This is a genomic window from Anaerovibrio sp. (assembly GCF_045637405.1).
Taxonomy (GTDB): Bacteria; Bacillota; Negativicutes; order Selenomonadales; family Selenomonadaceae; genus Anaerovibrio.
This window is the reverse complement of the sequence record NZ_JAZTZI010000125.1, coordinates 1-24,330: the sequence shown is the minus strand read 5'-3', so window position 1 is coordinate 24,330 and position 24,330 is coordinate 1. Positions and strand designations below refer to the sequence as shown.

The 24,330-nt window shown below is 44.1% G+C and carries 21 protein-coding genes and 1 riboswitch; of the genes, 16 read left to right on the top strand and 5 right to left on the bottom strand.

Going from position 1 to position 24,330, the window contains the following annotated elements; translation table 11 throughout:
• Nucleotides 1-40 precede the first annotated feature (40 nt).
• Nucleotides 41-1,198 carry an exonuclease SbcCD subunit D gene (locus ACKI5G_RS09040; protein ID WP_407399649.1) on the top strand — a complete coding sequence of 386 codons (1,158 nt, stop codon included), beginning with the start codon at nt 41-43 and terminating at the stop codon, nt 1,196-1,198.
• Entirely contained in the window at nt 1,185-4,367 is a 3,183-nt protein-coding gene (locus tag ACKI5G_RS09035) for an AAA family ATPase (protein WP_407399647.1), read from the top strand. The genes ACKI5G_RS09040 and ACKI5G_RS09035 overlap by 14 nt, the downstream gene beginning before the upstream one ends.
• 84 nt (nt 4,368-4,451) lie before the next feature.
• Here the strand turns inward: ACKI5G_RS09035 and ACKI5G_RS09030 are convergent, their stop codons facing one another.
• Together ACKI5G_RS09030 and ACKI5G_RS09025 are read right to left on the bottom strand one after the other, a co-directional pair.
• Nucleotides 4,452-5,975 (bottom strand): ATP-binding protein, encoded by a 1,524-nt coding sequence (locus ACKI5G_RS09030; RefSeq protein WP_407399645.1) that lies wholly within the window; start codon nt 5,973-5,975, stop codon nt 4,452-4,454.
• 40 nt (nt 5,976-6,015) lie between these two features.
• A complete protein-coding gene (locus ACKI5G_RS09025) occupies nt 6,016-6,498 on the bottom strand; it encodes a hypothetical protein (protein WP_407399643.1) in 483 nt (160 codons plus the stop codon).
• 208 nt (nt 6,499-6,706) lie between these two features.
• Between ACKI5G_RS09025 and ACKI5G_RS09020 the strand changes: the two genes are divergently transcribed.
• The 11 genes from ACKI5G_RS09020 (at nt 6,707) to ACKI5G_RS08970 (ending at nt 18,897) form a co-directional block, all read left to right on the top strand.
• Nucleotides 6,707-8,125 carry a DUF6930 domain-containing protein gene (locus tag ACKI5G_RS09020; RefSeq protein ID WP_407399641.1) on the top strand — a complete coding sequence of 473 codons (1,419 nt, stop codon included), beginning with the start codon at nt 6,707-6,709 and terminating at the stop codon, nt 8,123-8,125.
• On the top strand, nt 8,091-9,305 hold the full coding sequence (locus ACKI5G_RS09015; RefSeq protein WP_407399639.1) for a glycoside hydrolase family 3 protein: 1,215 nt from the start codon (nt 8,091-8,093) through the stop codon (nt 9,303-9,305). The genes ACKI5G_RS09020 and ACKI5G_RS09015 overlap by 35 nt, the downstream gene beginning before the upstream one ends.
• A gap of 43 nt (nt 9,306-9,348) precedes the next feature.
• Nucleotides 9,349-10,038 carry a DUF805 domain-containing protein gene (locus ACKI5G_RS09010; protein WP_407399637.1) on the top strand — a complete coding sequence of 230 codons (690 nt, stop codon included), beginning with the start codon at nt 9,349-9,351 and terminating at the stop codon, nt 10,036-10,038.
• Nucleotides 10,039-10,130: 92 nt separating this feature from the next.
• Nucleotides 10,131-10,556: an NINE protein gene (locus ACKI5G_RS09005; protein WP_407399635.1), complete on the top strand. Its 426-nt coding sequence runs from the start codon at nt 10,131-10,133 to the stop codon at nt 10,554-10,556.
• A gap of 157 nt (nt 10,557-10,713) precedes the next feature.
• Nucleotides 10,714-12,327: a peptide chain release factor 3 gene (locus ACKI5G_RS09000; RefSeq protein WP_407399633.1), complete on the top strand. Its 1,614-nt coding sequence runs from the start codon at nt 10,714-10,716 to the stop codon at nt 12,325-12,327.
• Between the two features lie 17 nt (nt 12,328-12,344).
• Complete coding sequence (locus tag ACKI5G_RS08995; protein ID WP_407399631.1) at nt 12,345-13,673, top strand: PIN domain-containing protein; 1,329 nt, start codon at nt 12,345-12,347, stop codon at nt 13,671-13,673.
• Between the two features lie 169 nt (nt 13,674-13,842).
• On the top strand, nt 13,843-14,712 hold the full coding sequence (locus ACKI5G_RS08990; protein ID WP_407399629.1) for an NAD(P)-dependent oxidoreductase: 870 nt from the start codon (nt 13,843-13,845) through the stop codon (nt 14,710-14,712).
• Between the two features lie 21 nt (nt 14,713-14,733).
• On the top strand, nt 14,734-16,611 hold the full coding sequence (locus ACKI5G_RS08985; protein ID WP_407399627.1) for an EAL domain-containing protein: 1,878 nt from the start codon (nt 14,734-14,736) through the stop codon (nt 16,609-16,611).
• 109 nt (nt 16,612-16,720) lie between these two features.
• Complete coding sequence (locus ACKI5G_RS08980; RefSeq protein WP_027396493.1) at nt 16,721-16,996, top strand: HU family DNA-binding protein; 276 nt, start codon at nt 16,721-16,723, stop codon at nt 16,994-16,996.
• Between the two features lie 146 nt (nt 16,997-17,142).
• The gene (locus ACKI5G_RS08975) at nt 17,143-18,405 is read left to right on the top strand and encodes a response regulator (protein ID WP_407399624.1); all 1,263 of its coding nucleotides are present in this window, start codon (nt 17,143-17,145) and stop codon (nt 18,403-18,405) included.
• Nucleotides 18,406-18,420: 15 nt separating this feature from the next.
• A complete protein-coding gene (locus ACKI5G_RS08970) occupies nt 18,421-18,897 on the top strand; it encodes a hypothetical protein (protein ID WP_407399622.1) in 477 nt (158 codons plus the stop codon).
• A 148-nt stretch (nt 18,898-19,045) separates the two neighbouring features.
• Here the strand turns inward: ACKI5G_RS08970 and ACKI5G_RS08965 are convergent, their stop codons facing one another.
• The 3 genes from ACKI5G_RS08965 to ACKI5G_RS08955 form a co-directional block, all read right to left on the bottom strand.
• Nucleotides 19,046-19,480 (bottom strand): MarR family winged helix-turn-helix transcriptional regulator, encoded by a 435-nt coding sequence (locus ACKI5G_RS08965; RefSeq protein WP_407399620.1) that lies wholly within the window; start codon nt 19,478-19,480, stop codon nt 19,046-19,048.
• Nucleotides 19,481-19,517: 37 nt separating this feature from the next.
• A complete protein-coding gene (locus ACKI5G_RS08960) occupies nt 19,518-19,934 on the bottom strand; it encodes a ferritin family protein (RefSeq protein ID WP_407399618.1) in 417 nt (138 codons plus the stop codon).
• 112 nt (nt 19,935-20,046) lie between these two features.
• On the bottom strand, nt 20,047-21,915 hold the full coding sequence (locus ACKI5G_RS08955; RefSeq protein WP_407399616.1) for a heavy metal translocating P-type ATPase: 1,869 nt from the start codon (nt 21,913-21,915) through the stop codon (nt 20,047-20,049).
• A gap of 166 nt (nt 21,916-22,081) precedes the next feature.
• Between ACKI5G_RS08955 and ACKI5G_RS08950 the strand changes: the two genes are divergently transcribed.
• The 3 genes from ACKI5G_RS08950 to ACKI5G_RS08940 all read left to right on the top strand — a co-directional run bounded on the left by ACKI5G_RS08950 (nt 22,082) and on the right by ACKI5G_RS08940 (nt 24,248).
• Nucleotides 22,082-22,627 carry a TetR/AcrR family transcriptional regulator gene (locus tag ACKI5G_RS08950; RefSeq protein WP_407399614.1) on the top strand — a complete coding sequence of 182 codons (546 nt, stop codon included), beginning with the start codon at nt 22,082-22,084 and terminating at the stop codon, nt 22,625-22,627.
• A gap of 77 nt (nt 22,628-22,704) precedes the next feature.
• Nucleotides 22,705-22,854 carry a hypothetical protein gene (locus ACKI5G_RS08945; RefSeq protein WP_407399612.1) on the top strand — a complete coding sequence of 50 codons (150 nt, stop codon included), beginning with the start codon at nt 22,705-22,707 and terminating at the stop codon, nt 22,852-22,854.
• A gap of 104 nt (nt 22,855-22,958) precedes the next feature.
• Nucleotides 22,959-23,145, top strand: a riboswitch (cobalamin riboswitch).
• A gap of 101 nt (nt 23,146-23,246) precedes the next feature.
• On the top strand, nt 23,247-24,248 hold the full coding sequence (locus tag ACKI5G_RS08940; RefSeq protein WP_407399610.1) for a FecCD family ABC transporter permease: 1,002 nt from the start codon (nt 23,247-23,249) through the stop codon (nt 24,246-24,248).
• Nucleotides 24,249-24,330: the final 82 nt, after the last annotated feature.

Sequence of the window (24,330 nt, the reverse complement as noted above, 5' to 3'; positions counted from 1 at the left end):
TGGAATTGGGAAACTGGCTGCAATTTTTTGGAGGGCATATATGAAGATTTTACATTTGGGTGATTTGCATCTGGGCAAATCCTTGTTGGATTTTGATTTGATTAGGGATCAGGAATATATTTTAAATCAGGTTCTTGAGGTTGTTGAAAAGGAATCTGTTAGTGCGGTGCTGATTGCTGGTGATGTTTACGACAAATCCGTTCCCAGTGAGGCTGCCACCAGATTGCTGGATTATTTTCTTGGGGAATTGGCGGCCAGGAAGGTAACAACAATTATGATAAGTGGAAACCATGATTCTGATGACAGATTGAATTTTGGCAGCTCCCTTTTTAAGCATAGCCATGTTTTTATTTCAGCCAAGTATAGTGGTCAGCTTGACAGATGGGTGGTTGATGACGGCAAAACCAAGGTGAATGTGTATGCTCTGCCGTTTGTTAAGGCTTCTCAGGTGAAGCACTATTTCCCCGATGCTGGTATCGAAAATTATGAGGATGCAGTGCGGACTATTATAGACAATACAGAAATTGATGATACACAAACAAATATTTTGGTTGCTCACCAGTTTGTGGCAGGAAAGAGCGGGGATCCTTCTCTTGGCGGGTCCGAGGGTGCAGGTACCCAAAGTGTTGGACTAGTGGAAAAGATTGGCTGTGACCTCTTTGATACGTTTGATTATGTGGCGTTGGGGCATATCCATTCTCCTCAGAAAATCGGCAGGGAAACGGTGCGTTATGCCGGTTCACCACTGAAATATTCCCTAAGTGAAGTCAATAACAAGAAATCTGTTCCTATTGTTGATATAAAAGGGGCAAAAAAAGTTGATGTCCAGCTTTTCCCTTTAATACCATTGCGGGAAATGAGGCATATACGGGGCAATATGGCTGAACTGTTAGAGGCATCTGCTGATTTTTCCAAGGAGGATTTTGTTTATGCCACCTTGACAGATGAGGATATTGTAAATGATGCCATGGGTATATTTCAGCAGTTTTATCCCAATACAGTAAAGATTGATTATGATAATTCACGGACAAGGGCTGTTGAGCAGGTGGATATTTCTCAAATAGCCCATAACAAGTCCTTTGGTGAACTGATAAGTGAGTTTTATAGGCTTATGTATAATTGTGAAATCAGTGACGAGGAAATGAATGTTATGCGAATGGCAGCCAGAGAGGCAGGTGTACTGAATGAAACCAATTAAGTTAATAATAAGTGCATTTGGCCCCTATGCTGGTACAATGCCGGAAATAGATTTTGAGCAGTTTGAGGATAAAGGCTTATTCCTGATTTCAGGAGATACAGGTGCCGGGAAAACCACAATATTTGATGCTATCAGCTTTGCTCTGTACGGTACTACCAGTGGTATTTATCGTGACACCAAGAATCTTCGCAGTGAATATGCCCGGGATGAGGTGGAAAGCTATGTGGATTTTTATTTTTCCCATCAGGGAAGCAACTACCATATTAAAAGAAGCCCGTCATATCAGCGGAAAAAGCTGCGGGGAGAGGGCTATGTTGCCGTGAAGGAACAGCCCGTTTTATATAAGGACGGGGCTCCTCTTGTGGAGGGGCTTACCCAGGTTAATAGTGCTGTGAGGGATTTGCTGAAAATTGATGACAAGCAGTTCAAGCAGATAGCCATGATAGCCCAGGGAGAGTTTTGGGCCCTGCTTAATGCCAAAACTGACCAGCGGACTGAAATTCTTCGTACAATTTTTATGACCGACGGATATAAAAGCATTGAGTTTAAGCTGAAGGACAGACTGGATTCTGTCAGGGCAGGACTTATAGAGGGGAAACGGAGTATTCTCCAGCATTTTAATGATATTTCTGCCTCAGAGGAGGATGAAAGCTTCGCAGATTTGCAGCAGTTACAGGAAAGGGCCGAAAAGTCTGACAGTGTATGGAATCTGGATGAGATATTGCAGCTTATTGACAGGGTAATCGGCTATGATAATGATAGGCTGGCAGATATAAAAGCGCAGCTTCAAAAGGCAGAAAAAGAGCTAAATAATAATAAGACGGCTTTGGCAACGGCGGAAACCAATAACCAATTTATCGGGAGGGTTGGTATACTGGAAAAGAAAAGGAATGCATTGAAGGAGCGTGAGCCGCAAATTAACGGGCTGAAGACCTTGCTGGAGCGTCAAAAGGCGGCTACTCATGGGGTTTATCCTGCCTATGAAGCCTGGATGAAAAAGCATAAAGAGGTTACTAACACGGAAAAGATGATTTCCGATAAACAGACAGAACAGGACCGGGCAAAACAGATAGCTGTTCAGGCAGCTCAAAAAATGGCAGCTGCAGAAAAAAATAAGCCTGAGCTGGATACCCTTACCATTACGGCAAACAAGCTAAAAGAGGATGAACCAAAGTATAAGAGACGGGACGAAATGAGCCACAAGAAGGCAGTTCTGGAGAAGCAGTTGCTTCAGTTTAATAAGGAAGAAGCTGCTCTTATCGAGTCGGATAGTGAGCTGAAAAAGAAAATTAATAAATTGAAGGAAACTGTAGCAGGGTTTAAGGAGAGCCCAAGTGAACTGCTTATAAGCCAGCAAAAGGGCAAAGAGCTGTCGGATTTGGAAAATGCCATTAATGATATTTTGGAGAATCAGACAGGTGAAAGAGCACGTCGCCAACGGGATTTGTCAAGCAAGCAAAAGGCCTATACAAAAGCCTTTGAAGAATATGAAAGGGCAAATGCTGTCAGAGTAGAGGCTGAAAGGATTCTTGATGGCTGTAGGGCTGGTATTTTGGCCAAGAGCCTGGAGGAAGGAAAGAAGTGTCCTGTATGTGGTTCCACCCATCATCCGGAGTTGGCTGTTTTGCCAAAGGAATCCATCAGTGAGGATGAATTTGAGCAGCTGAGAAAAAAAGAGGAGGAGCTTCAGTCCAAAAAGACCAAGGCAAGTACAGCAGCTGAAACAGCCAAAATTTCCCTTATGGAGTATGAAAAACAGATGAGGGGAGCACTCCTTACTTGTCTGGAAAAAGAGGAGCTGGGGGATAAGCCTGAGGGTAAAGAGCTGGATGAGTTGATATCTGATATTCAGAAGGGTTACAGCCGTTTAAAGGATGAAATCCTGTTGAATAGCCAGCAGCAAAAGGCTTTGAACGAGAAGTGCAAACTTTTATCCCAGTCAGAGAAGGATTTGGAAAAAGCTACCGGTGAAGATAGTGAAGCATTGACAGCCCAGCGGGAAAATGTATTATCAGGGAAACAGAAAACTGAGACTGAGTTGGCCGAAGTCAAGGCTACCCTGGTCAGTCTGGAGGAGCTTAGCTTTGCAGATTGGAAGCTGGCTTCTGTAGAGCTGGATAACACATTGAAGCGTATCAGCGGATTAAATGAGCTGTTGGATAACGCGGCCCGTGAAAGAGAAGCAGCTGATAAACAGGTGACTGCCATAGCAGCTGAGCTAAAGACCCTTTCAGAAGGCCTTCAAAGTCAAAAAGCATCGGAAAAATCCTTAAAGGTAGCTTTGGATGAAAAATTGGCAGCAAATAAGTTTGAGGACATTTCCAATATAAATGAGCTGGTGGTATCAGAGGATGAGCTTTCCCGTGAGGAAAAAGAAATCAATGAATATAAACAGGCAGTGGCTACCAATGAAACTCAGCTGACTCAGGCCAGAGCCGATGCCAAGGGGAAGGAGCTTGTTGATGTGGCAGCTTTACAGGAGCTGTGTCACCAGCAGCAGCTTGCGGTCGATTCCATCAGAAAGCAGGAAAATGCTGTTTCAAATCGTTTGGGTACTAATCGTGATAAGAAGGAAAGCATTCTTGCCAGAAGGGATGAGTTGGAAAAAGCCCAAAGGGAGTACAATATTTGTGACAGACTGTACAAATTGGTGCGGGGTACCACTGGTAACGGTAAAATTACCCTTGAGCAGTATATTCAGGCCGCTGGATTTGACGGAATTATAGCTGCAGCAAATCGTCGCTTGATTCCAATGAGTGATGGTCAGTTTGAATTGTATCGTCAGGAGGATGCTATTGGAAAGAAAAGCAATAATTTCCTGGATTTGGAGGTGCTGGATAATTCTACTGGACATCGGCGTCCCGTGGGAAATCTGTCCGGCGGTGAGAGCTTCAAAGCTTCCATGAGTCTGGCTCTGGGTCTTTCCGATACTGTTTCCTCAAATCTTGGAGGAGTTCGGATGGATGCTTTGTTTATCGATGAGGGATTTGGTACTTTGGACCGTAAATCTATAGAAAGCGCCATGGATATTTTGGTAAATTTATCCGGTACAAATAAGCTGGTGGGGGTTATCAGTCATCGTGAGGAGCTGGTGGAGAATATTCCTCAGCAAATCCATGTTGCCAAAACCAAAACTGGCAGTGAAATCACTATAGATACCGGAATTTAATATTGTTAAAAAAACATTTTAAAAACGCTGGAATCAAATTAGATTCCAGCGTTTTCTTCTTTATACAGTATGTGCATAGCTAATTTACGGATTTTGGCTTATATCAGTAATATCAGCGATATAGACAAAATAAACCAGTCGCTCGCCATCAAATACCTTGTAGCCAATATCTGCCAAATGACGAATGGCTCCGTCCTTTCTTATTACGTCATAGTCCACCAAATCGAGATTCAGTGAGGAGGATTCCTGTTGTTGATTGATAGCCTTTTGTACCTGTTCAATATCATTGGCATGAACCAGTGTTTTGAAGGTTCCTCCCACCAGCTGCATAAAGTCTGCTGCATCGGTACAGCCGAAAATTTCTGCCGTGCCCTGATCTGCGTATGTGATCTTTTCGTCCCAATCCACGTGATAAATGAAGAAGCCGCATTTACAGCCAAGCTTGGTATATTTTTTCCTGAAGGTCTCCAGACCATCTGTCTGAATGTAATAATTTTTATGGGCCAGTACGTTGAAGATTGTGGCATAGAGCTTATCCACATCAAATGGTTTTGCCACATGGGCATTCATGCCAACTAAGAGTGTCTTCCGTTTATCTTCATCTGAGGCATTGGCTGTCATGGCAATGATAGGAATGGTACTGTGTGCCGGGTTTCTCAATTTACGAATGATTTTGGTGGCTTTGTGACCGTTCACGTAAGGCATCTCCACATCCATGAGAACAATGTTATAATAGCCCGGCTCAGAGGCCTGCAGCATTTCCACACACTGCTTTCCGTCAGCAGCCCGGTCAACGGAAAAACCTCTGTCCTCCAAAAGAGCAATGGCAATATCGGCGTTCAGCTCATTGTCCTCAGCCAAAAGAATGCGCATATCTTTGGTAATCTGGGTGTTTATACGGTGAGGTATGGTGACGATGAAATCAGTTCCCTGTCCGTCACGACTCTTAACATCAATGGTGCCATTTAAAATAGTTACCAGTTCTTTTACGATATGCATTCCAAGGCCGGTACTGAGGCCTCCTACCTGTGGAGCAGAGCTGCTGGTGGCGAAGGCATCAAAAATGAAAGGTAGAACATCTTGTGGAATTCCGTTTCCTGTATCCGAAATGGTGGTCTGATAAAGAGCATGATCCGGCTTGTCACAGTCCAGTTCCTTTATTGTTACTGTTATTTGACCTCCCTCGGGAGTATATTTATGGGCATTGCTGATAAGGTTCAACAGGATTCCCTTGACCTTGGTAAAATCCACCATAATATCCGGGTGCTTTACATCAATATGTGTAGAGAACTGGATATTTTTTTTCTTCATCAGCCCCTTGAATTCCTTTGCCACTGTCTTCATTAAAATATTAATATTGCCGTATGCCTCATCCACTACAGCAATACCACTTTCCAGGCGGGCAGTTTCCAGAATATTGTTGATGAGGGACCGCATGAAATCGTGGGAATCCTTAATTTTCTTGATACATTCCCTTGCCTGTTTTTCATCATCAAGATTGTTTTCCAGTATATTGGTGAACTCCGTCATGGCGTTCAGCGGAGTCAGCATTTTGTGGGCAATGTTGAAGATGAAGGACGTTTTGGCACTGTTTTTTTTCTTGCTCATAGTCATTCTCCTGTGCTATGAAATTTTAGTAATTTAACACTTAATATGACATCCAGGCTCCAGTGCTCTGGATGCTGCTCAACATAACCTCTGTCAGTGCCGTTTGAAGCTGCTTGCTCAGCTCCTGGGAAAGCTTTGGATCCACGTTGTAGCTGTAAAGTGGATTATTGAGCAGATTCAGCTTCAGCACACCGGTGGTTATGGCTCCCAAGGCTTCCTGGGTGTAGGCACGCTGATGGCGTTGGGTGTAGTTCCTCAGATGCTTCATTGCATCGGCCTGATCTGACCAGAAAGCGTCCTGCAAAGAGAGCTTATATTGAGCTATATCTATTTTATCCATTATGTCCTGAAATTCCTGCTGCTCTTTTTGAATTTTGTTCCAAATATTTGCAAAAGATTTGGATTCATCGGTTTCTTCCGTAGTGGTACTTTTTGAACTTTTGGTGATGCTGCCAACTTTGCTGTTGGCCAGAAGACCATGCAGCTGCATCATTATATCCATATTGTTATTGATAAAAGCCATAGTGCACCATCCTTTCCTGCCTTATATAGTTTTATCGATAATATTTTCGGTTGACTTAATGACTGTATATTACTTAATGACTGTATATTATTACTTTTAAAAGCCATTACAGTAATTTTTGTGGTATAATTAACAGAATATATTAATTGTCATTTCCCAATAATGGTAAGTATATATAGGGGAGATTAATGTCAACGAGGAGTGTACTATGGTAATGATACCAGATAAATTATTTGATCTGGCTTTTGAGTTTAAGTCTGCAAAGCCATGGAAGATGCTTCATCCGGCCCAGTTCTTTGCTGTTATTTTGTCCGACGGCAGACCACGTTTTTGCCAGGTTTTTGGTGGGTCCTCCGGCAAACCGGCGTTATGGATTCATAACAGTGAGCAGAGTGTACAGGCGTATTTGCGGATGGTTCATTCAAAGCAGGTAAATTTTTACAGCAAGGTAGATTATCTGGTGGAGCAGGAGGCTTATATCTTAACCTTTGAGAATAAGGCGGCTATGGCACCATCTGAGCTTGAGACCATTCAGAAATATCTTAAACAGAGGCAGCTGAAGCCAAGCGGCAGCGGCTTTTATCCTGTGTTCCGCAGCACCACATCCCGTCACAGGACTTGGATGTATCGTGACAAAGCGGAAGTGGATAACACTTTGGCCTGTCTGCAGGTAATTATGAAGCTGTTGGAGCGCGTAAAGTCCGGAGAGGAAATAGAGAAGAATGTGCTGGATTTGCGGCTGCACACCCATGATAAGCATTTATCCATTCCTGCCATATCACTAAATGGACAGAAGCTTTCCCACGAAATGGTGACCCTTACTGTTGGCAATAAGCCTAAATGTTACCAGCCAAAGTGGAACGATCTGCAGGTTGCCCGCATGAAGAAGGCCAAGAAAACAGGTGCTATTTGGGTGGCTGATCAGGGGCCGTTGCCAGAGGCTCTTATTAATGAGGATGCTCAGATGAATGAGTACGGGGAGGCTATAAGGGCACCATATTTTCCAGAGATGATGGCTGTGTTTGACGAGGCCAGCGGCGAGCTGCTTTTCATGGAAACCAGCACATCTGACAAGGATATTTATGGGAATATTACAAAGTGCCTTATGAATACCATAATTGATATGGGCTGCCCCATGGCCGTAAGAGTGCGTAACGATGCCACAGAGGCTATGTTTAAGGGCCTTTGCAGTAAGCTCCACATAAAGCTGGATCGTCGTGATTCAATTCCGGAGCTGGATGATTTCCGTTGTGATATTCATGCCCAGTGGATGGAAGGCCAGGGCTTTACTGATGAGGAGATAGAGCAGGAGCTGGGCAAGGTTTTTGAAGATCCAAATTCAGTATCCACAAAGCACAAAAGAGAGAGTAACCGTGCAGAAATGCTGGCTTCCATTGCGGAAAGTCTGATAGAGGACAAGAATGCTGCAGAGGAATTTATCAAATATACCAGCAGCAAGGGCATTATGGACAAGGTGCCGGATATGGTTTTTGACAATCTGGTGGATGCGATATTGCTTTTTGATATTGATTCGGAGCTGGAAAAGCTGGTAAAGGAAGAATTCAGACGCCGCTACTATGAGGACGATTTTGATGATGACTTCGACGATGGTGAAGACGAATACTAATGGAAAACATAGGATTGTATCAGGACTTTGCCTGTTGGCTGTGCTTTTTTGTGTGCTGACCCTCACGGGGTGCAAGGGCAATCAGCCTAGGGATTTTAAGACTATAGCCGCTGACGGCAGTATGTCCCAGGCCCAGAAGGTGGAGGAAATACTGTCGGGTATGAGTCTGGAGGAAAAGGTGGGTCAGATGATTCTTGCCGGTGTGGCCGGCAAGGAGCTGGATCCCACAGCCCAGGGCCTTTTTGACAGGTATCACTTTGGTGGCGTGGTGGAATTTGATTTCAATATGGAAACTATTCCCCAGGTGCAGGCTCTCAATGAGCAGCTTCAGAAGGTGGGCGGTGAGAAGCTACCCCTTTTTATTGCTGTAGACGAAGAGGGGGGCCAGGTGGCCCGTATGCGGCACGCCTTGACACCACCACCATCCCAGTTGTCCATTGCCCAGTCCGGTAAACCGGAGTTGGCCAAGAAATGGGCTATGAAGATTTCTCCTAAGTTAAAGGAGCTGGGCTTTAATACTAATTTTGCTCCTGTGGCGGATTTGGGTTCCTTTAAGGACCGCCATTACAGCAATAATCCTAAAATCGCTGCTGATTTTGTGGAACAGGCGGCCATGGGGTATGAGGAAAGTGGCATGCTGTATTCCTTGAAGCATTTTCCCGGCATTGGCCGAGGAAAGACTGATACCCACAAGGATACTGTGGTGGTGGATGCTACACTGGAGCAGCTGAATGATACGGATATTGCCCCTTTTGTAAGGGTGATAAACAGAAATACCAACGATAAGCAGATGATTATGGTTTCCCACGTGGTGTATTCGAAGCTCAGCGGTCAGATTCCTGCCAGCCTGTCCCCTGAAATTATGACAAAATTGTTGAGGGAAAAGCTGGGCTATAAAGGAATTATTATTACAGACGACATGGGTATGGGTGCAGTTTCAAGGCACTATAAGCCAGGAGATGCGGCTGTGGCCTCTGTAATAGCCGGTGCTGACGTGGTGATGTCCTGTCATATATATGAAAATCAGAAAGAAACGGCTGAAGCTTTGTTGTCAGCGATTAGGAAAGGTACAATATCAGAGGAACGTATAAATGAGTCCCTCAGAAGGATTATTCGTGCCAAGCTGAATTTGGCTGCCCCAAGAATGGGACTAATTATCAAGAGAAGTCTTGATGAATAGAGTGTATAATTAAAGAGTTATTTTTTAGCATGGAGATGATATTATGTCAAAGTTTTGCCCAAATTGTGGAGAAAAAGTGGAGGATACAGCAGTATTCTGTCCTGAATGTGGACAGAATTTAAATACTCAGAGTCAGCCTGCAGCTCAGCCACAGCCAGTGGTACAGCCTCAGCAGTCTTTCCAGGCTCAGCCACAGCAGCCTATGCAGCAGAATCCATATCAGCCTGCCCAGCCACAGCAGCCAATGAACGGCTACAATCAGGGACAGCCTAATGGTTACAATCCTTATGGACAGCAGGGTGGATATCAGCAGCCTGGCTACCAGCCACCTCAGTACGGTGGCTATAATGCTGGTCCAAAGCCAGAGAATATTATTCAGGCCTTTAAGTGGACCACCTATACTGGTCGTTTGAATCGACAGAGATATTTCCTTCGTGGTCTTGCCTTTGGACTTGCGGCCTTTGTTTTGGCAATGATAGGTGCTATGGTGGCATTGGCAATGGATTTTACCGAGGATGCTGCAGAAGGGTTTGGTTATATTATCTGCTTGCCAATATTTGTCCTTTCCTATATGAACGCCATGAAGCGTTGTCATGACCTGGATAAAACGGGCTGGTTGGCAATTTGCACTTTGATTCCAATTGCTAATTTATTAGTAGGTATCTATCTGCTGTTCTTTAAGGGTACCGAAGGCCCTAACCAGTATGGTGACGATCCGCTTATGTTCCCTTGATGATATAAATGGAAACAATTGGTTGTTTGCGTTATAATTTCGCTTATGTCGTTATGTGAAATAATTTTTTATTGAATTACATGGAGGTAAACATGTCAAAAATATGTAAAAACTGTGGACAGACCGTGGAAGATAATAGTGCTTTTTGCCCAAATTGTGGTACCAGTGTTCAGGACAATGTTCCATCTACTGATATGAACAGCTCCAATGATTATCAGCAGAATAATCCTTATCAGCAGAGTGCTCAGTTTTCTCAGGGAGGTTATCAGCCTATGGGTAATGCTGGTACCGCTTGGGGACTGGGTGACAACAAGAAGCTGGTAAACAAGGTTGCCTATGGCATTTTGGCAATTCTGTTGGGTGGTTTTGGGATTCATAAGTTTTATGCAGGTAAAACTTTGTGGGGCATTATTTATATTCTGCTCTGCTGGACTGGTATTCCTGCCATTTTGGCATTGGTAGAGGGCATTATTGGCCTTACCACCAAGGATGACGGACAGGGCAATATTTACGCCTAATATATTCTATTAAAATGCAAAGCTTCATCAAGTCATGGAAAATGATTTGATGGAGCTTTTATTTTTGTATTAAATAATTGTGTTTTACCCGTGTTTCCTATATAATGTACGGGTATATTTTTAATGACGAGATTTTAAGACAGTGGAGGAATAAACTTTGTCACAGTTGACTGATGAAATAAAGAGACGGCGGACCTTCGCCATAATTTCCCATCCGGATGCGGGTAAAACTACCCTTACAGAGAAGCTGCTTTTATACGGCGGTGCCATTCATCTGGCTGGCTCCGTAAAGTCCAGAAAGACTGCCCACCATGCAGTGTCTGACTGGATGGAAATCGAGAAGCAGCGCGGTATTTCCGTTACTTCATCCGTATTGCAGTTTAATTATGGCGATTATTGTATCAATATCCTTGATACCCCGGGCCATCAGGACTTTTCCGAGGATACATACCGTACCCTTATGGCCGTGGACAGTGCCGTTATGATTATCGACGTGGCAAAGGGCGTAGAGGCACAGACCAAGAAGCTCTTTAAGGTTTGTAAGCAGCGTGGTATTCCAATTTTTACCTTTGTAAACAAGCTGGACCGTTTCGGCAAGGCTCCTATTGATTTGATGGATGAACTGGAGAATGTGCTGGGTATCCGTTCCTATCCTATGAACTGGCCAATTGGCACTGATGGCAAGTATTTCGGCGTTTATGAACGTCAGAAGAAGCAGATTGAGCTTTTCGAGGACGATACTACCCACGGCCAGAATACCCGAGCATCTGTTACCGGTTCGCTGGATGACCCTGAATTTGCCAAGATGCTGGGTGCAGAAGCTCATCAGACTCTCATGGACGATATTGAGCTTTTGGATATGGCCGGTGAGGATTTCGATTTGGATAAGGTGGCCCGTGGTGAACTGACACCTATGTTCTTCGGTTCTGCCATGACCAATTTCGGTGTGCAGAATTTCCTTGAGGAGTATTTGAAGCTGGCTCCTGAGCCACAGGCAAGAGAGTCCTCTGATGGTCTCATTGCCCCTGAGGATGATAAGTTCTCTGCCTTTGTGTTTAAGATTCAGGCTAACATGAATCCTGCCCACCGTGACCGTTTGGCCTTTATCCGCATTTGCTCCGGTAAGTTTGAGCGTGGTATGAGCGTTTATCATAAGCGCAGCGGCAAGGCCATTAAATTGGCTCAGCCACAGCAGTTCATGGCTCAGGACCGTCAGATCGTGGAGGAGGCATATCCTGGAGATATTGTGGGCCTCTTTGATCCGGGCATTTTTGGTATCGGCGATACCCTCTGCGATAACTCCAAGAAGTTTGAGTATGAAGCATTCCCGGTGTTCCCACCGGAGAAGTTTGCCCGTGTAAGTGCCAAGGATACCATGGAGCGCAAGCAGTTTGTTAAGGGTATTGAACAGCTGACCCAGGAGGGTGCTATTCAGCTTTTCAGACAGGCCGGTGCCGGCATGGACTCCTTTATTGTAGGAACAGTAGGTACTCTGCAGTTCGAGGTATTGGAATATCGTCTGAAGAACGAGTACGGTGTTGATATTGAAATGAATATGCAGCCTTATGAGGTGGCCCGCTGGATGACCTACGAGGATGGACGGGAGGTTACTCCTGCAAGCCTTCGCGGAGCAGACCGCGGCATGTTCGTATATGACCGCCGTGAAAATCCAGTGCTGCTTGTAAGCAATGAGTGGGCTTTGGGCTGGATTACCGATAACAATCCTGATTTGGAGCTTCATACTGTGCCTGTTGACAGAAAAGAAGTTTAATATAGGTAGGTAAGAACGTGGCTAATTTTTACATTGATTATGAAAATGTTCATAATGAAGGCCTGAAGGGCGTGGAAAGACTCACCCCTGATGACACCATGTATCTGTTTTACAGCGACAAGGCAGATACCCTTAAAATTGACGTGGTGCAAAAATTGCTGGCTACACAGGGCAATATCCGTTTTATGAAAATTGAAAACGGCGTGGAAAATGCCTTGGATTTCCAGCTTATTACAGCCCTTATGTGCGATTATTCCGCAGATAACAATTATTACATCATTTCCAGGGATAAGGGCTATGATGCGGCTATTAATATGGCGCAGCAGCGCGACCGCAAGGAAATTTTCCGCTGCAAGGATATTAACTGGGCTCTGAAGCACATGAACAATGAGGCCATTGATGAAAGTGATCCTGAGGTTATTACGGAAATTACTGATGAGATTGAGATTATCCAGACCGTTGAGGAGCTTCTTTCGGACAATGATTACGGCGAGAATGTAAATGGGGCAGATAATAACTCCCAAGCTGTGGATTCAGCCGAGGAAGCTGTGATGCCAGCTGGTGCCACTGCTGAGCTTCAGCCGGAAATTTCTGCGGAGGAAAAGGATACGCGCTCCTATCAGTCCATTTGCACGAAGATTTTAAATACAATTAAAATCAATCATAAGGTTCCCCTTAACTACCATCAGGCGGAGCAGGTGTATAAGGCTTTGAAGCAGACCTCTACAAAGATGGAGTTTTATCGCAGGCTGAACAGTATTATGGGGCGCAAGGAGGGCAGTGACCTTTATCAGAAGATTAAGGCCATTTATAAAACTCTCCGCGGTATATACAAGGCATCTGTGGCTGCAGCGGAAATGGCAGAGGCAACTCCTGAAGCCATGGCAGCGGCCATTGAGAAAGAGCCTGCTGTCCGTGAGATAAATCTGGAAGGTATTGATTCCCAGCAGACCATGATGGAGATCGTTATGGAGGCCCTGTCTGAGGAAGCCTTGACAGGTGAGGACGTGGAGGCAGAGGCGGCTGCTATTGTGGCGGCTGTGATGCTGGCATCCAAGGGACATCATAGCCAAACGGAAGAACAGGAAGCGGAAGTTACTGACAAATTGGCTGAGCCTTCAGCCAGACCAAAAAGGACATATCGTCGCCCGCGGGCAACCAGGAAAACTGCGCCAAAGCGGGAAGTAAAGCCTTCCAGCGAGCAGACTGAGGCACATACAAAAAACGAGGAGAAAACAGTACGTCCGCGCCGCACTTATCAGCGTCGTGGTACCCGTCGTACAGGTACTACTGCCCGCAGAAAACCGGCTCAGGGTAGTGAAAAAACATCCTCATCCAAAGAGTGATATTTTTTGCAGGTAATATTGCAAAAATATCAAAAAACAAAAAAATGGGGCCCGATGGAGGGAAATCTGTCGGGTTTTCATTTTTCTTTTGTAATTATGCAGGAAAAATAGGTCCTTGTAGAGAATTCAGAATTGTATTTATTTTTTTGCAAGATTGGGGGACCTAAATATGGAAATTAAGAAAATTAGCTTTATTGGTACTGGAGTAATGGGCAGTTCTATGGCCCGTCACCTGAAAAATGCCGGGTTTGATGTTTCGGTTTATAACAGAACCAAGGCAAAAGCCCAGCCTCTTATTGATGAAGGTATGAAATGGTGTGATACTCCGGCAGAGGCTGCAAAAAATGCTGATGTGGTTATTTCCATAGTTGGTTATCCAAAGGATGTGGAAGAAGTATTCCTTGGGGATAAGGGTATTCTTTCCACAAAGGAGGGAGGCATTGTCATTGATATGACTACCTCCAGTCCTGCATTGGCCAAGAAAATATACGAAGTCGCCAAGGCCAAGGGGATCAGCTCACTTGATGCACCTGTATCAGGTGGCGATCTGGGAGCTAAGAATGGTACCCTTGCCATTATGGTCGGTGGCGATGAGGAGGCATTTAATGCTGCCAAGCCAGTATTTGAGGCTATGGGAAGGACCATAAATTTCTTTGGTCCCGCTGGCTCCGGTCAGTATACCAAGATGGCCAATCAGATAGCCATAGCGTCGGGTATGCTGGGTGTGGCTGAAGCACTATTTTATGCCAAGAAAATGGGGCTGGATCCTCAGAAGGTACTGGAAACCATTGAAACAGGTGCCGCTGGTTCCTGGTCTTTGTCAAATCTTGGCCGTCGTATGCTTAAGGAGGATTACGCTCCAGGATTTTATATCAAGCATTTTATTAAAGATATGCGCATTGCCATTGAGTCGGCTGAGGAGGCTGGACTTGAGCTGCCTGGCCTTTTGAAAACCAAGGAGCTTTATGATATTCTTTCCCAAAAGGGAATGGATGATAACGGAACTCAGGCGATTATCAAATGGTACCTTAATCAATAACTGGGAGGGAACCTTAACACATTGAATATAGAAATCCAAATATGCAGTCTTATTGTTATATTGCTGCTGTCTGCACTTTACTTCAAGAATAGACGGCTGCAGCTGTACAAGGGACAGCTGTTTGTTGGCGTATTGTTGATTTCCATCGTAAATCTCTCGCTGGATATAGCTTCTTTGTTATGTATTCATTACAAGGATTATTTTACTTTGCCGGTCACGGAGCTGATATGTAAAGTGTACCTTGTGGTGCTTATACTGGAAACCTGGATGGCTATGTGCTATACCACCTGTGATTTGATGCCGGAGAGACAGCACAGAAGATTTTGCCGCAGACTTTGTGCCGCGACCCTGGTTTTTGGGGCAGTGGCTATGCTTCAGGATATTGTTATTTATGATGCACATGGTGTGGTATATACCGATGGGCCAGCTGTGTATGTGACGTATTTTTATGCCCTCATTATGTTGCCGGCCATTATACTCTGCACATTTATTTATAAAAAGAGGATGAATCGCAATCGCTGTACCGGACTGCGATATTGGATTACGGCTCTGGTTGTGGCGGCCATTATCCAGTTTGTCTATAATAATCTGCTGTTGGTGGGGTTTGCAACCTCTTTGGGTATAATTGTATTGTTCGTAAGCCTGGAAAATCCGGAGCTGCAGCTGGACCGCCAATATGGATGCTTTAATGGAACCGCCTTGTCTGAGTATTTAAACCAGCTTCTTGAGCGGGGAGAAAAGTTTGTTATTTGCGATATTTCTCTTGATAATGTAAGCATTTTGAAAAACAAAAGTGCGGATACTGCCAAAATCCGCATGCTGGGCAACAAGGTCTTTAAAAGAAACCCAGACGTACTGGTATTTAATAATCTGGATATGAATATTATTCTTATCGCAAAAGATATTAATGCCATAAGAAGGATTTTAAAGGATTATGTCAAATATTTCTCCGGGATGTCCCCGGGGGGCATGGAATCCATGATTAGTATTATGCCAAGGGGTAATCAGGTTAATTCTGTGGATGACCTGCTGAAGCTCTTCAGCTATTGCCGCAGCCAAAAGAGTGCGTCTATCAGCAATAATGTACTTTTTGTTACTGAACGGGATGTAAAGGAGTTTCATCTCATCGACGGAATGAAAACCGAGATTACTGCGGCCTTGGCTGAGGATAGGGTGGAGATTTTTCTTCAGCCAATTTATGATATTAAGACCGGTAAATATTCGGCAGCTGAGGCTCTGGTGCGCATCAGAAAGCAAAATGGTGAATACCTTATGCCAAACCTGTTTATACCAGTTGCTGAGGCTAACGGTATGATTATTGAGTTGGGAAAGCGGGTGGTTGATAAGACCTGTTCCTTCCTGGCAGATGGCAAGGCAGTGGCCCTGGGCTTGAAAACTATTGAGATTAATCTTTCTATTTTGCAGTGTGAACAGCCTGATTTGCTGGAGGATGTGCTGTCAGTCATTGCCCGTCATGGTATTGAACCTAACTACCTCTGTATGGAGGTTACGGAAACAGCTTCTATCCGTTCCAAGAAGTTGATTCTCAGTAATATGGAGAGCTTTAAAAATATTGGTATTCGATTTGCACTGGATGATTTTGGCAGCGGCCAGTCAAACTTCACTTATTTGGCAGATATGCCATTTGATATTTTAAAGCTGGATATGAACCTTATTAAGTCATATCAGGTAAGTGAGCGGGCCCGTCATGTTATACAGGCCGTGGAACGTATGGCTCATGAAATGGGACTTAGTGTTGTGGCAGAGGGCGTAGAAACCAAGGAAGAATTTGACAACATGCGAAAGTGTGGTGTAGATTCCATTCAGGGCTTCTATTTTTCCAAGCCTTTGCCTGTTTTGGAATTTATGGACTTTATTCGAAGACACAATAGCCTATAAAATGACATTTTCCCATTTTTTTGATAAATATTTAGTCATAATTGGACAAAAGACTTTCACTATGCTATTATACTAGCAGTGTAAGTAACTGAGAGGAGAAATGAACACTATGACAAAAGCAGAATTAGTTGCAAAGATTGCAGAAAAGGCAGAGTTAACTCAGAAGGATGCAGGCGCCGCATTAAAGGCTACCATGGAAGCTATTCAGGAAGCTCTCGTTGCTGGTGATGCTGTACAGATGGTAGGCTTTGGTACCTTCAAGGTAAATGAGCGCGCTGCTCGTACCGGCCGCAATCCTCAGACTGGTGAGGAGATCAAGATTGCTGCCGCAAAGGTTCCTGCTTTCAAGGCTGGTAAGGCGCTGAAGGACGCAGTTAACAAGTAATTTCTTTACTGTACTGTAAACAAGGCGTTAGCCGTGAAACCCCTGGTTTTTATCAGGGGTTTTTATTTTACTGCATTGCAGGATATTCCAGCCCGTTGTCGAATAATATCATGAGTGGATAATGTTCTTTAAGGACGGTGGTACCAGTGCAGGATACAACTGAATATAAACCCACTCTTTTGGTAGTGGAGGACAATATTGTAAATCGGGAGATTCTCTGTAATATTTTGGAGGAGAATTTTAATATAATCACGGCATCTAATGGCTTGGATGGCCTTAATTTCTTGCGTGAGCATTACAAGGAAATTTCTATAGTTATCCTGGATATTAATATGCCTGTTATGAACGGATATGAGTTTATTGAGGTAGTGAAGGAGGATATTAAGCTATCCAAGATACCTATTGTGGTTACGACGGTACATAGCTCCATAAATGAGGAGATACATTGCCTTGATATGGGGGTTTTTGACTTTATTGCCAAGCCATATATTCCTAAGCTGATTCTTACCCGTATCAATAATATTATTCGCCTTCTGGAAAGTGAAAAATCCATAGTTGATTCTGCTACTGATCCTCTTACAGGTGTGAAAAACCGAAAGGGTTATTACGATGATGTTGAACGCTTTGCCACCTTGCCGAATGCCTCTGACAGAACAGTTGGTATTGTGTACATGGACATTAATGGGCTGAAGGAAGTAAATGACGAGGAGGACCACACTGCTGGTGATCTGCTCATTAAGAATGTGGTAGAAACCGCCAAACAGGTTTTTTATGATGCGGAGATTTATCGTATGGGTGGGGATGAATTTATCATACTCTCCTTTGATGAAAGTGAAAACTCCCTTGGGAAAAAGGTGATGAAATTAAAGACCTGCTGGACAGAAAATGTTTCCGCCTCTGTGGGCATGGTGCTGGTTAAGGGCATGGAAAAAATTGAAGCTGGTGTTGCTGATGCAGACAGGAATATGTATGAGGAAAAGAGCAAATATTATGAGGAACGGGCAGATCATAACAAGTTCTTCAGAAAAATCCTCAACAGTGATATGCTGCGGCTGGCGGGAGCCATGACGGAATTCCTGCCGGGCGGTTTTTTGGCTTTCCGCCTGGATACCGGTGAGTTGATTCACTATAACAAGGATATTGTGAATATATTGGGCTACAAGTCTTCAAAGGAAATGCGCCAGATGGTGAACAACAATATTAAGAATGTGGTCCATCCAGATGATTATAATCTGCTTAGAGCCGGTGTCAACGTGGTAAAGCACAGGGCCAGCGGTATAAATACTGTGGAGCTTAGGCTAACCATGAAGAATGGTCATCTTAGACTGATAACTATGGGTATCAAGGCTGTAAACACCGTTACTTTTGGTGAAATGGCCTATGTTTTTATCATTATGGACAGATATTAAAGGAGGTGCATGAAGGTGGAAATCGGTGGAATTAACGGATATATGTCTAACCCTTATGCTGCCCAGGGCTCTCAGGTGACTGATGGAAAAGGTGTTGGTCCTGAACATCAGATAAAGCCTGGCAAGAAGTCATCTCCGGCGGAGTGTCAGACCTGTCAAAACCGCAAATATACTGATGGCTCCGATGAAATGGTGTCCTTCAAGGCACCAGGTCATATTGATCCCAACAATGCGGCCGCGGTGGTGCTGGGCCATGAGCAGGAGCATGTTGCCAATGCCTATAATAAGGCCAGAAATAACAATGGGCATGTGGAAAGGGCGACGGTTCGCTTAAAGACGGATATTTGTCCGGAATGTGGCCGCTCCTATATTTCCGGTGGGGAGACCAATACCCAAATCAAATACTACAACGAGGACAATCCTTATCAGAAGGATTTGAAGCAGACCGATGCTGTGAAGTACCGGGGAGTAAATGTGGATATTGCCGCATAGTATTCTGAAAAATTGCGCAAAATAAAAGAACAGCAATCTCAAAAATGGTGGTGAACCAGTCGGGATGCTGTTCTTTTTATGTTTATGCTTTGTGTTTAATCCACAGGGAAAATATGGAATCCAACAGGGATACAGATAGCTGCTTTTCTCATTTTAGAGAGGTGTCCATGAATTTATGGAGAAGTCTGTGAAGGGTCTTCAAATCCTCCAAATCCATGTCGATGCATTTACCCATAGCCTCTGGGATGTATGCAGCCTTGTCCTGCAGGTCATTTCCCTTTGGGGTGAGGGAAATGATCAGACTGCGTTCATCGTCCTTGGAACGCTGACGTTCTACGAAGCCCTTTTTTTCCAGAGTTTTCAGCACAGGGGTCAGGGTACCGGAATCCAAATAGAGGATATTGCCCAGCTCCTTGGCAGAAAGCTGCTGATGCTCCCACATAGCCATCATTGTAATGTATTGGGTATAGGTAAGGTCCACTTCATCCAGAAGGGGCTTGTACCTGCGTACAACCTCCTTGGAACACACATATAATGGGAAGCATAGCTGATTGCGTAATCTAAGCTGTTCGTAGTTTGCCACGTTATTATCTCCTTGGGGTGATTGATATTCCTAAATTTTATTTGCAAAGTTCAGGAGCATGCTCTGCCAAAAGCTCTGCCAGAATCTTGCCGTGATTCATTTCCTGGGCCATAAATGTATCCAGCTCATCAGCAGCTTCATGAACTCCAAGCTTGCGAAGGCCCTCGATCATTTCAGGCATCTTCTCATCAGCGGAGGCCTCCAGCTTCTGGATTTCAGCTACCAATGGCCAGAAATTCTGGTCATATTTTCCGTTTAATGCGGAGAAGAAACCGGAATGAATGGACTCCTGCATAGCAATATTGTAAAACTTTTTAGCTACTTCAGGCAAGCCCTGTTCTTTGGCCATACGGGAAAGGAACTGGTACATCATTGCACCGTCGCTCTCAGCCTTTGCCATATACTCAATAACCTGCTCCATCTCAGTACCCTTAGTTTTTCCGAAAATACTCATAATATACATCTCCTTGCTTTAAATTCAATTGTGTGCAATTAACTTGATGGGTATATAATAAACGATAACGAAAACAATGTCAAGCATAAAATTTAATTTTGCACAATTTATTTTAAGAGTATTCGTATTTTCGGTCATAAAGCAGGGCTGCCAGCAGTACCACAAAGCAGGAACCAGCATTATGGACAAGGGCTCCGGTAGTTGGGTTTAATACCCCCAGTACAGATAGTGTAACAGCAACGAAATTTATGCACATGGAAAGGGTAATTGCGGTCTTTATAGTTTTGATGGTTGTATTGCTTAGCCACTTTAAATATGGCAGCTTGGAGGTGTTGTCATCCATTAGAGCTACATCGGCAGCATCTACGGCAATGTCACTGCCCATTGCTCCCATTGCAACACCGACATCGGCAGTTTTGAGAGCCGGAGCATCGTTTACCCCGTCACCAATCATGCAAATTTTTCCATTACCCTTGAGAAGTGTAATATTATCCACCTTTTCCTCCGGGAGGAGATCTGCTCTTATCTCAGTAATGCCGACTTGTGAAGCCAGGTATTCAGCAGCCTTCAGATTATCTCCCGTCAGGAGAATGGCATTTGTATTCATTTCCCGGAGCTGTTTAATCATTTTCGCTGCTTCGGGGCGAATGGTATCTGACAAGGCAATAATTCCTATCATTTTTTTATCGCGGGCAGCAAGAACGGCTGCCTTTCCTTCACCTCTAAGCCGCTCTAAAATGTCCGCGGTGCTGCCATCAGCTTTTATACCAATTTCATTTATGTATTTTTCATTTCCAAAGAAATATTCCATACCGTCAATGCGGGCAGAGATACCTTTTCCGGGAACCATTTTAAATTTTTCAACTTCCTCAAGGGTTATTTCGGCAGAGGATGCTTTTTCGGTAATCGCCCTTCCAAGAGGATGTTCACTTCTGCTTTCGGCAGATGCCGTTAGGGTCAGCAGTTCATTTTCGGATAATTCGGCCAATGGAATGATATCACTTACCTGGAGCTTGCCATAGGTAAGGGTGCCCGTCTTATCAAAGGCGATGGTCTCCACCTTTCCCATTTTTTCCAAAGCCTCGCCGGATTTGATAATAACACCATGCTTTGCGGCCTGTCCGATTGCTGCCATAATGGCAGTCGGTGTGGCAAGGACGAGAGCGCAGGGACAGAAAACAACCATCACTGTAACGGCTCTGAGAATATCATTTGTAACGATATACGCAATGATGGCAATAAGCAGGGCAAAAGGAAGCAGCCAGCTTGCCCACTTGTCTGCAATACGCTGGGTCGGTGCCTGATTTTTTTCCGCATCCTCCACTATACGTATCAACCTCTGCAGGGAACTGTCTTTTCCGACTTTGGTAGCTTCAATGTCAATAGAGCCGAATCGGTTAATTGTGCCACTAAAGACTACATCTCCCACCGATTTGTCCATTGGCAGGCTTTCGCCGGTCATAGCAGACTGATCAATAGATGTTTCTCCGGAAATAATCACACCATCAACTGGAATGGTTTCTCCAGGAAGGATGCGAAGGACATCCTGTTTCTTGATTTCGGATACGGGAATAACAGCTTCCACACTGTTTCTGATGGTTCTCCCGGTATCAGGAGCAAGAGATACCAGCTTCTTCAGCCCCTGCTTCGCCCTGTTAGTTGTCATATCCTCAAGCAGGGCACCAATTTCCATGATAAATGCAACTTCGCCTGCTGCAAAGAGATCGCCAATGCAAATTGCGGCAATCATTGCCATTGAAATTAAAAGAGCGGAAGAAATCTTGCTTATGCCTTTGTTGTATATGATTCTCCAAATGGCCAGGTAAAGCAGTGGAATACCACAAATTATTACACAGACCCACGCCAGATTTTCTCCCCATGGCTGACCGTTTCTCGGCAGAATGAAGGATGCCAGCAGAAACACACCACCAAGGATAGTCATAGGCCATCCGGCGAAAAAGTCATTGAATTTCTTAATCATAAAACGCCTCCTATTGATATGCACTTTTTAAAAGTGTATAATCTATATGATAATGAACAAAGTGTTCAGTTATGATTATACTGTTTTGTAACCCTAACACAATAACCAGTTATGTTTAAATGTCCATTATCGAACAAGAAATTGTTGTTTGTTCAGGAGGCTTGACATGGATAGACGCCAGCAGAAAACAAGACAGGCTGTGTTTGATGCCTTTGCCAGATTACTTGAAAGAAAGAACTATACAAATATTACAGTGCAGGATATTATTGACGAGGCCAATATAGGTCGCAGCACATTTTATGCTCATTTTGAAACGAAGGACGAGCTGCTGAAGGCTCTTTGCTCCGAGATATTTGACCACGTATTTGCAGAAGAACTATACAGGGAAAAAACACACGATTTTTCAAAAAATGGCCATAATATAATGGCTGAAATAACGCATATACTTTATCATCTTCAGGAAAGCAGCCGATATATAAAGCGGATTCTGTCCTGTGAAAGCGGCGAAATGTTTATGCGGTATTTCAAGGAACGCATGACGATGGTTTTTGATGGAGAATTGGAAAAGCAGAAATCGGACATTCCGAAGGAATACATGCTTAATCACATGGTATGTGATTTTGCTGAAACCGTTCGCTGGTGGATGAAAAACGATTATTATTCACCTGAAGAAATCAGCAGATTTTTCTTCAGCACTACACCCTTTGCATAAATTAAAAGGACAGCAATCTCAAAATTGAGACGGCTGTCCTTTTCCCTTGGTGATACGGAGGCAAAACAAAAAATCCCATGTTAAGGACCGTCGAGGACAGGACACGGGAAATGGTGGAAAGCTATAGAGGCTTTGGTGTAGATACAGTGTTTGAAATGAATCCGGGAAATCATTTTAAAGATCCTGATATACGCCTTGCCAAGGGTATTTTGCGTTGTGTTACCTAATTTTTATTTAGAGGAGATATGATAATCGAGTTAATTTTTTATATACTAACAATTTGAAGTGTAGTATAATTATATAAAATATTTTAACGATAAGTTTATACATAGAATAATACATAAAATCAGGTGTCGTTAGACTTGATAGAGAAGCCGGAAAAAAGCCGGCGCGGTCCCGCCACTGTATTGGGGAGCTAATTTGCAATTATGTCACTGAAGGGGGAAAAGCCTCTTTGGGAAGGCGCAATGCAGCTATGAACCAGAGCCAGGAGAACTGCCTGATTTATAATCACCGTTAGACCTACGAGAGATGGGGAGGGGATTTTCGCTTTGACAGGATAATTCTGCGCTCTTGATCTACGTGGTCAAGAGCTTTTATTTTTTTATGGAGGTGCATTTTGCGGAAATCTGTTTTTGGTATAGCTGCCATATTGTTGGTTTTATTATGCATCACATTGCTTTTATCCTTGGGGGCCGGTTCTGTCATGATTCCATCTGATGTGGTTTGGCAGCAGGTGGTGAATGGATTTGAAGGCGAGAATGCCCAAGTGTCACGGATTTTATTTGATATCCGATTGCCACGGAGTTTGTTTGCTGCTATGGCTGGGGCGTCACTAGGATTGACGGGATTATTGATGCAGACCATATCCCAAAATGACTTGGCCGATCCATATATTTTGGGTGTTTCTTCAGGTGCCGGTGCCGGTGCTGTAATTTGTATAGTGACTGGTTTATCGACAATGCTACTGGGATATGGAGTTTATATTGGAGCCTTTGTGGGGGCGGCATTGGCCACGGCTTCGGTGTTGTTGCTTTCTGGAAGAAATGATAATCCGCTACGTTTGGTGCTTATGGGTATCGGTGTGTCAGCTATTTTTTCGGCATTGACCATGTTTGCTATATATGCGGCAAAGGACGAGGCCCAGGTCCGTAGCGCCATGTTTTGGTTGTTAGGTAGTTTGACAGGGATTCAATGGAAGGTTGTTCCTGTAATGATGATATCCCTGGCGGTTTTAATGCTTTTTTGCTGGCTTTACCGCCATGAGCTGGATATTATGCTTTTGGGAAGTGAGGAAGCTCGATCTCTGGGAATGTCTTATCAGCGGTTGCAGCGTATGTCGGTTATTATGGCCTCTGTATCCGCTGCTGTAGTGACATCTATTGCAGGCGTTATCGGATTTGTTGGTCTCATAGTACCCCACATGGCGCGGCGTATTGGGCGTCCGGACCATGCCCCCATGCTTTGGGTCACTGTTTTGTTGGGAGCACTGGTGATGGTAGTGGCAGACGCATTAGCGCGGAGCCTTTTCCGTCCGGAGGAATTACCTATAGGTATTCTCACCTCATTTTTGGGAGCACCGGTTTTCTTGTGGATTATATGGAGGCAGTATGCACGATAAGGATATGTTGCTCGAGACAAGGAATTTGTCCCTTAATATTGGGGGGAAAAATGTATTATGTGAGGTTTCAGCCAATTTTTCT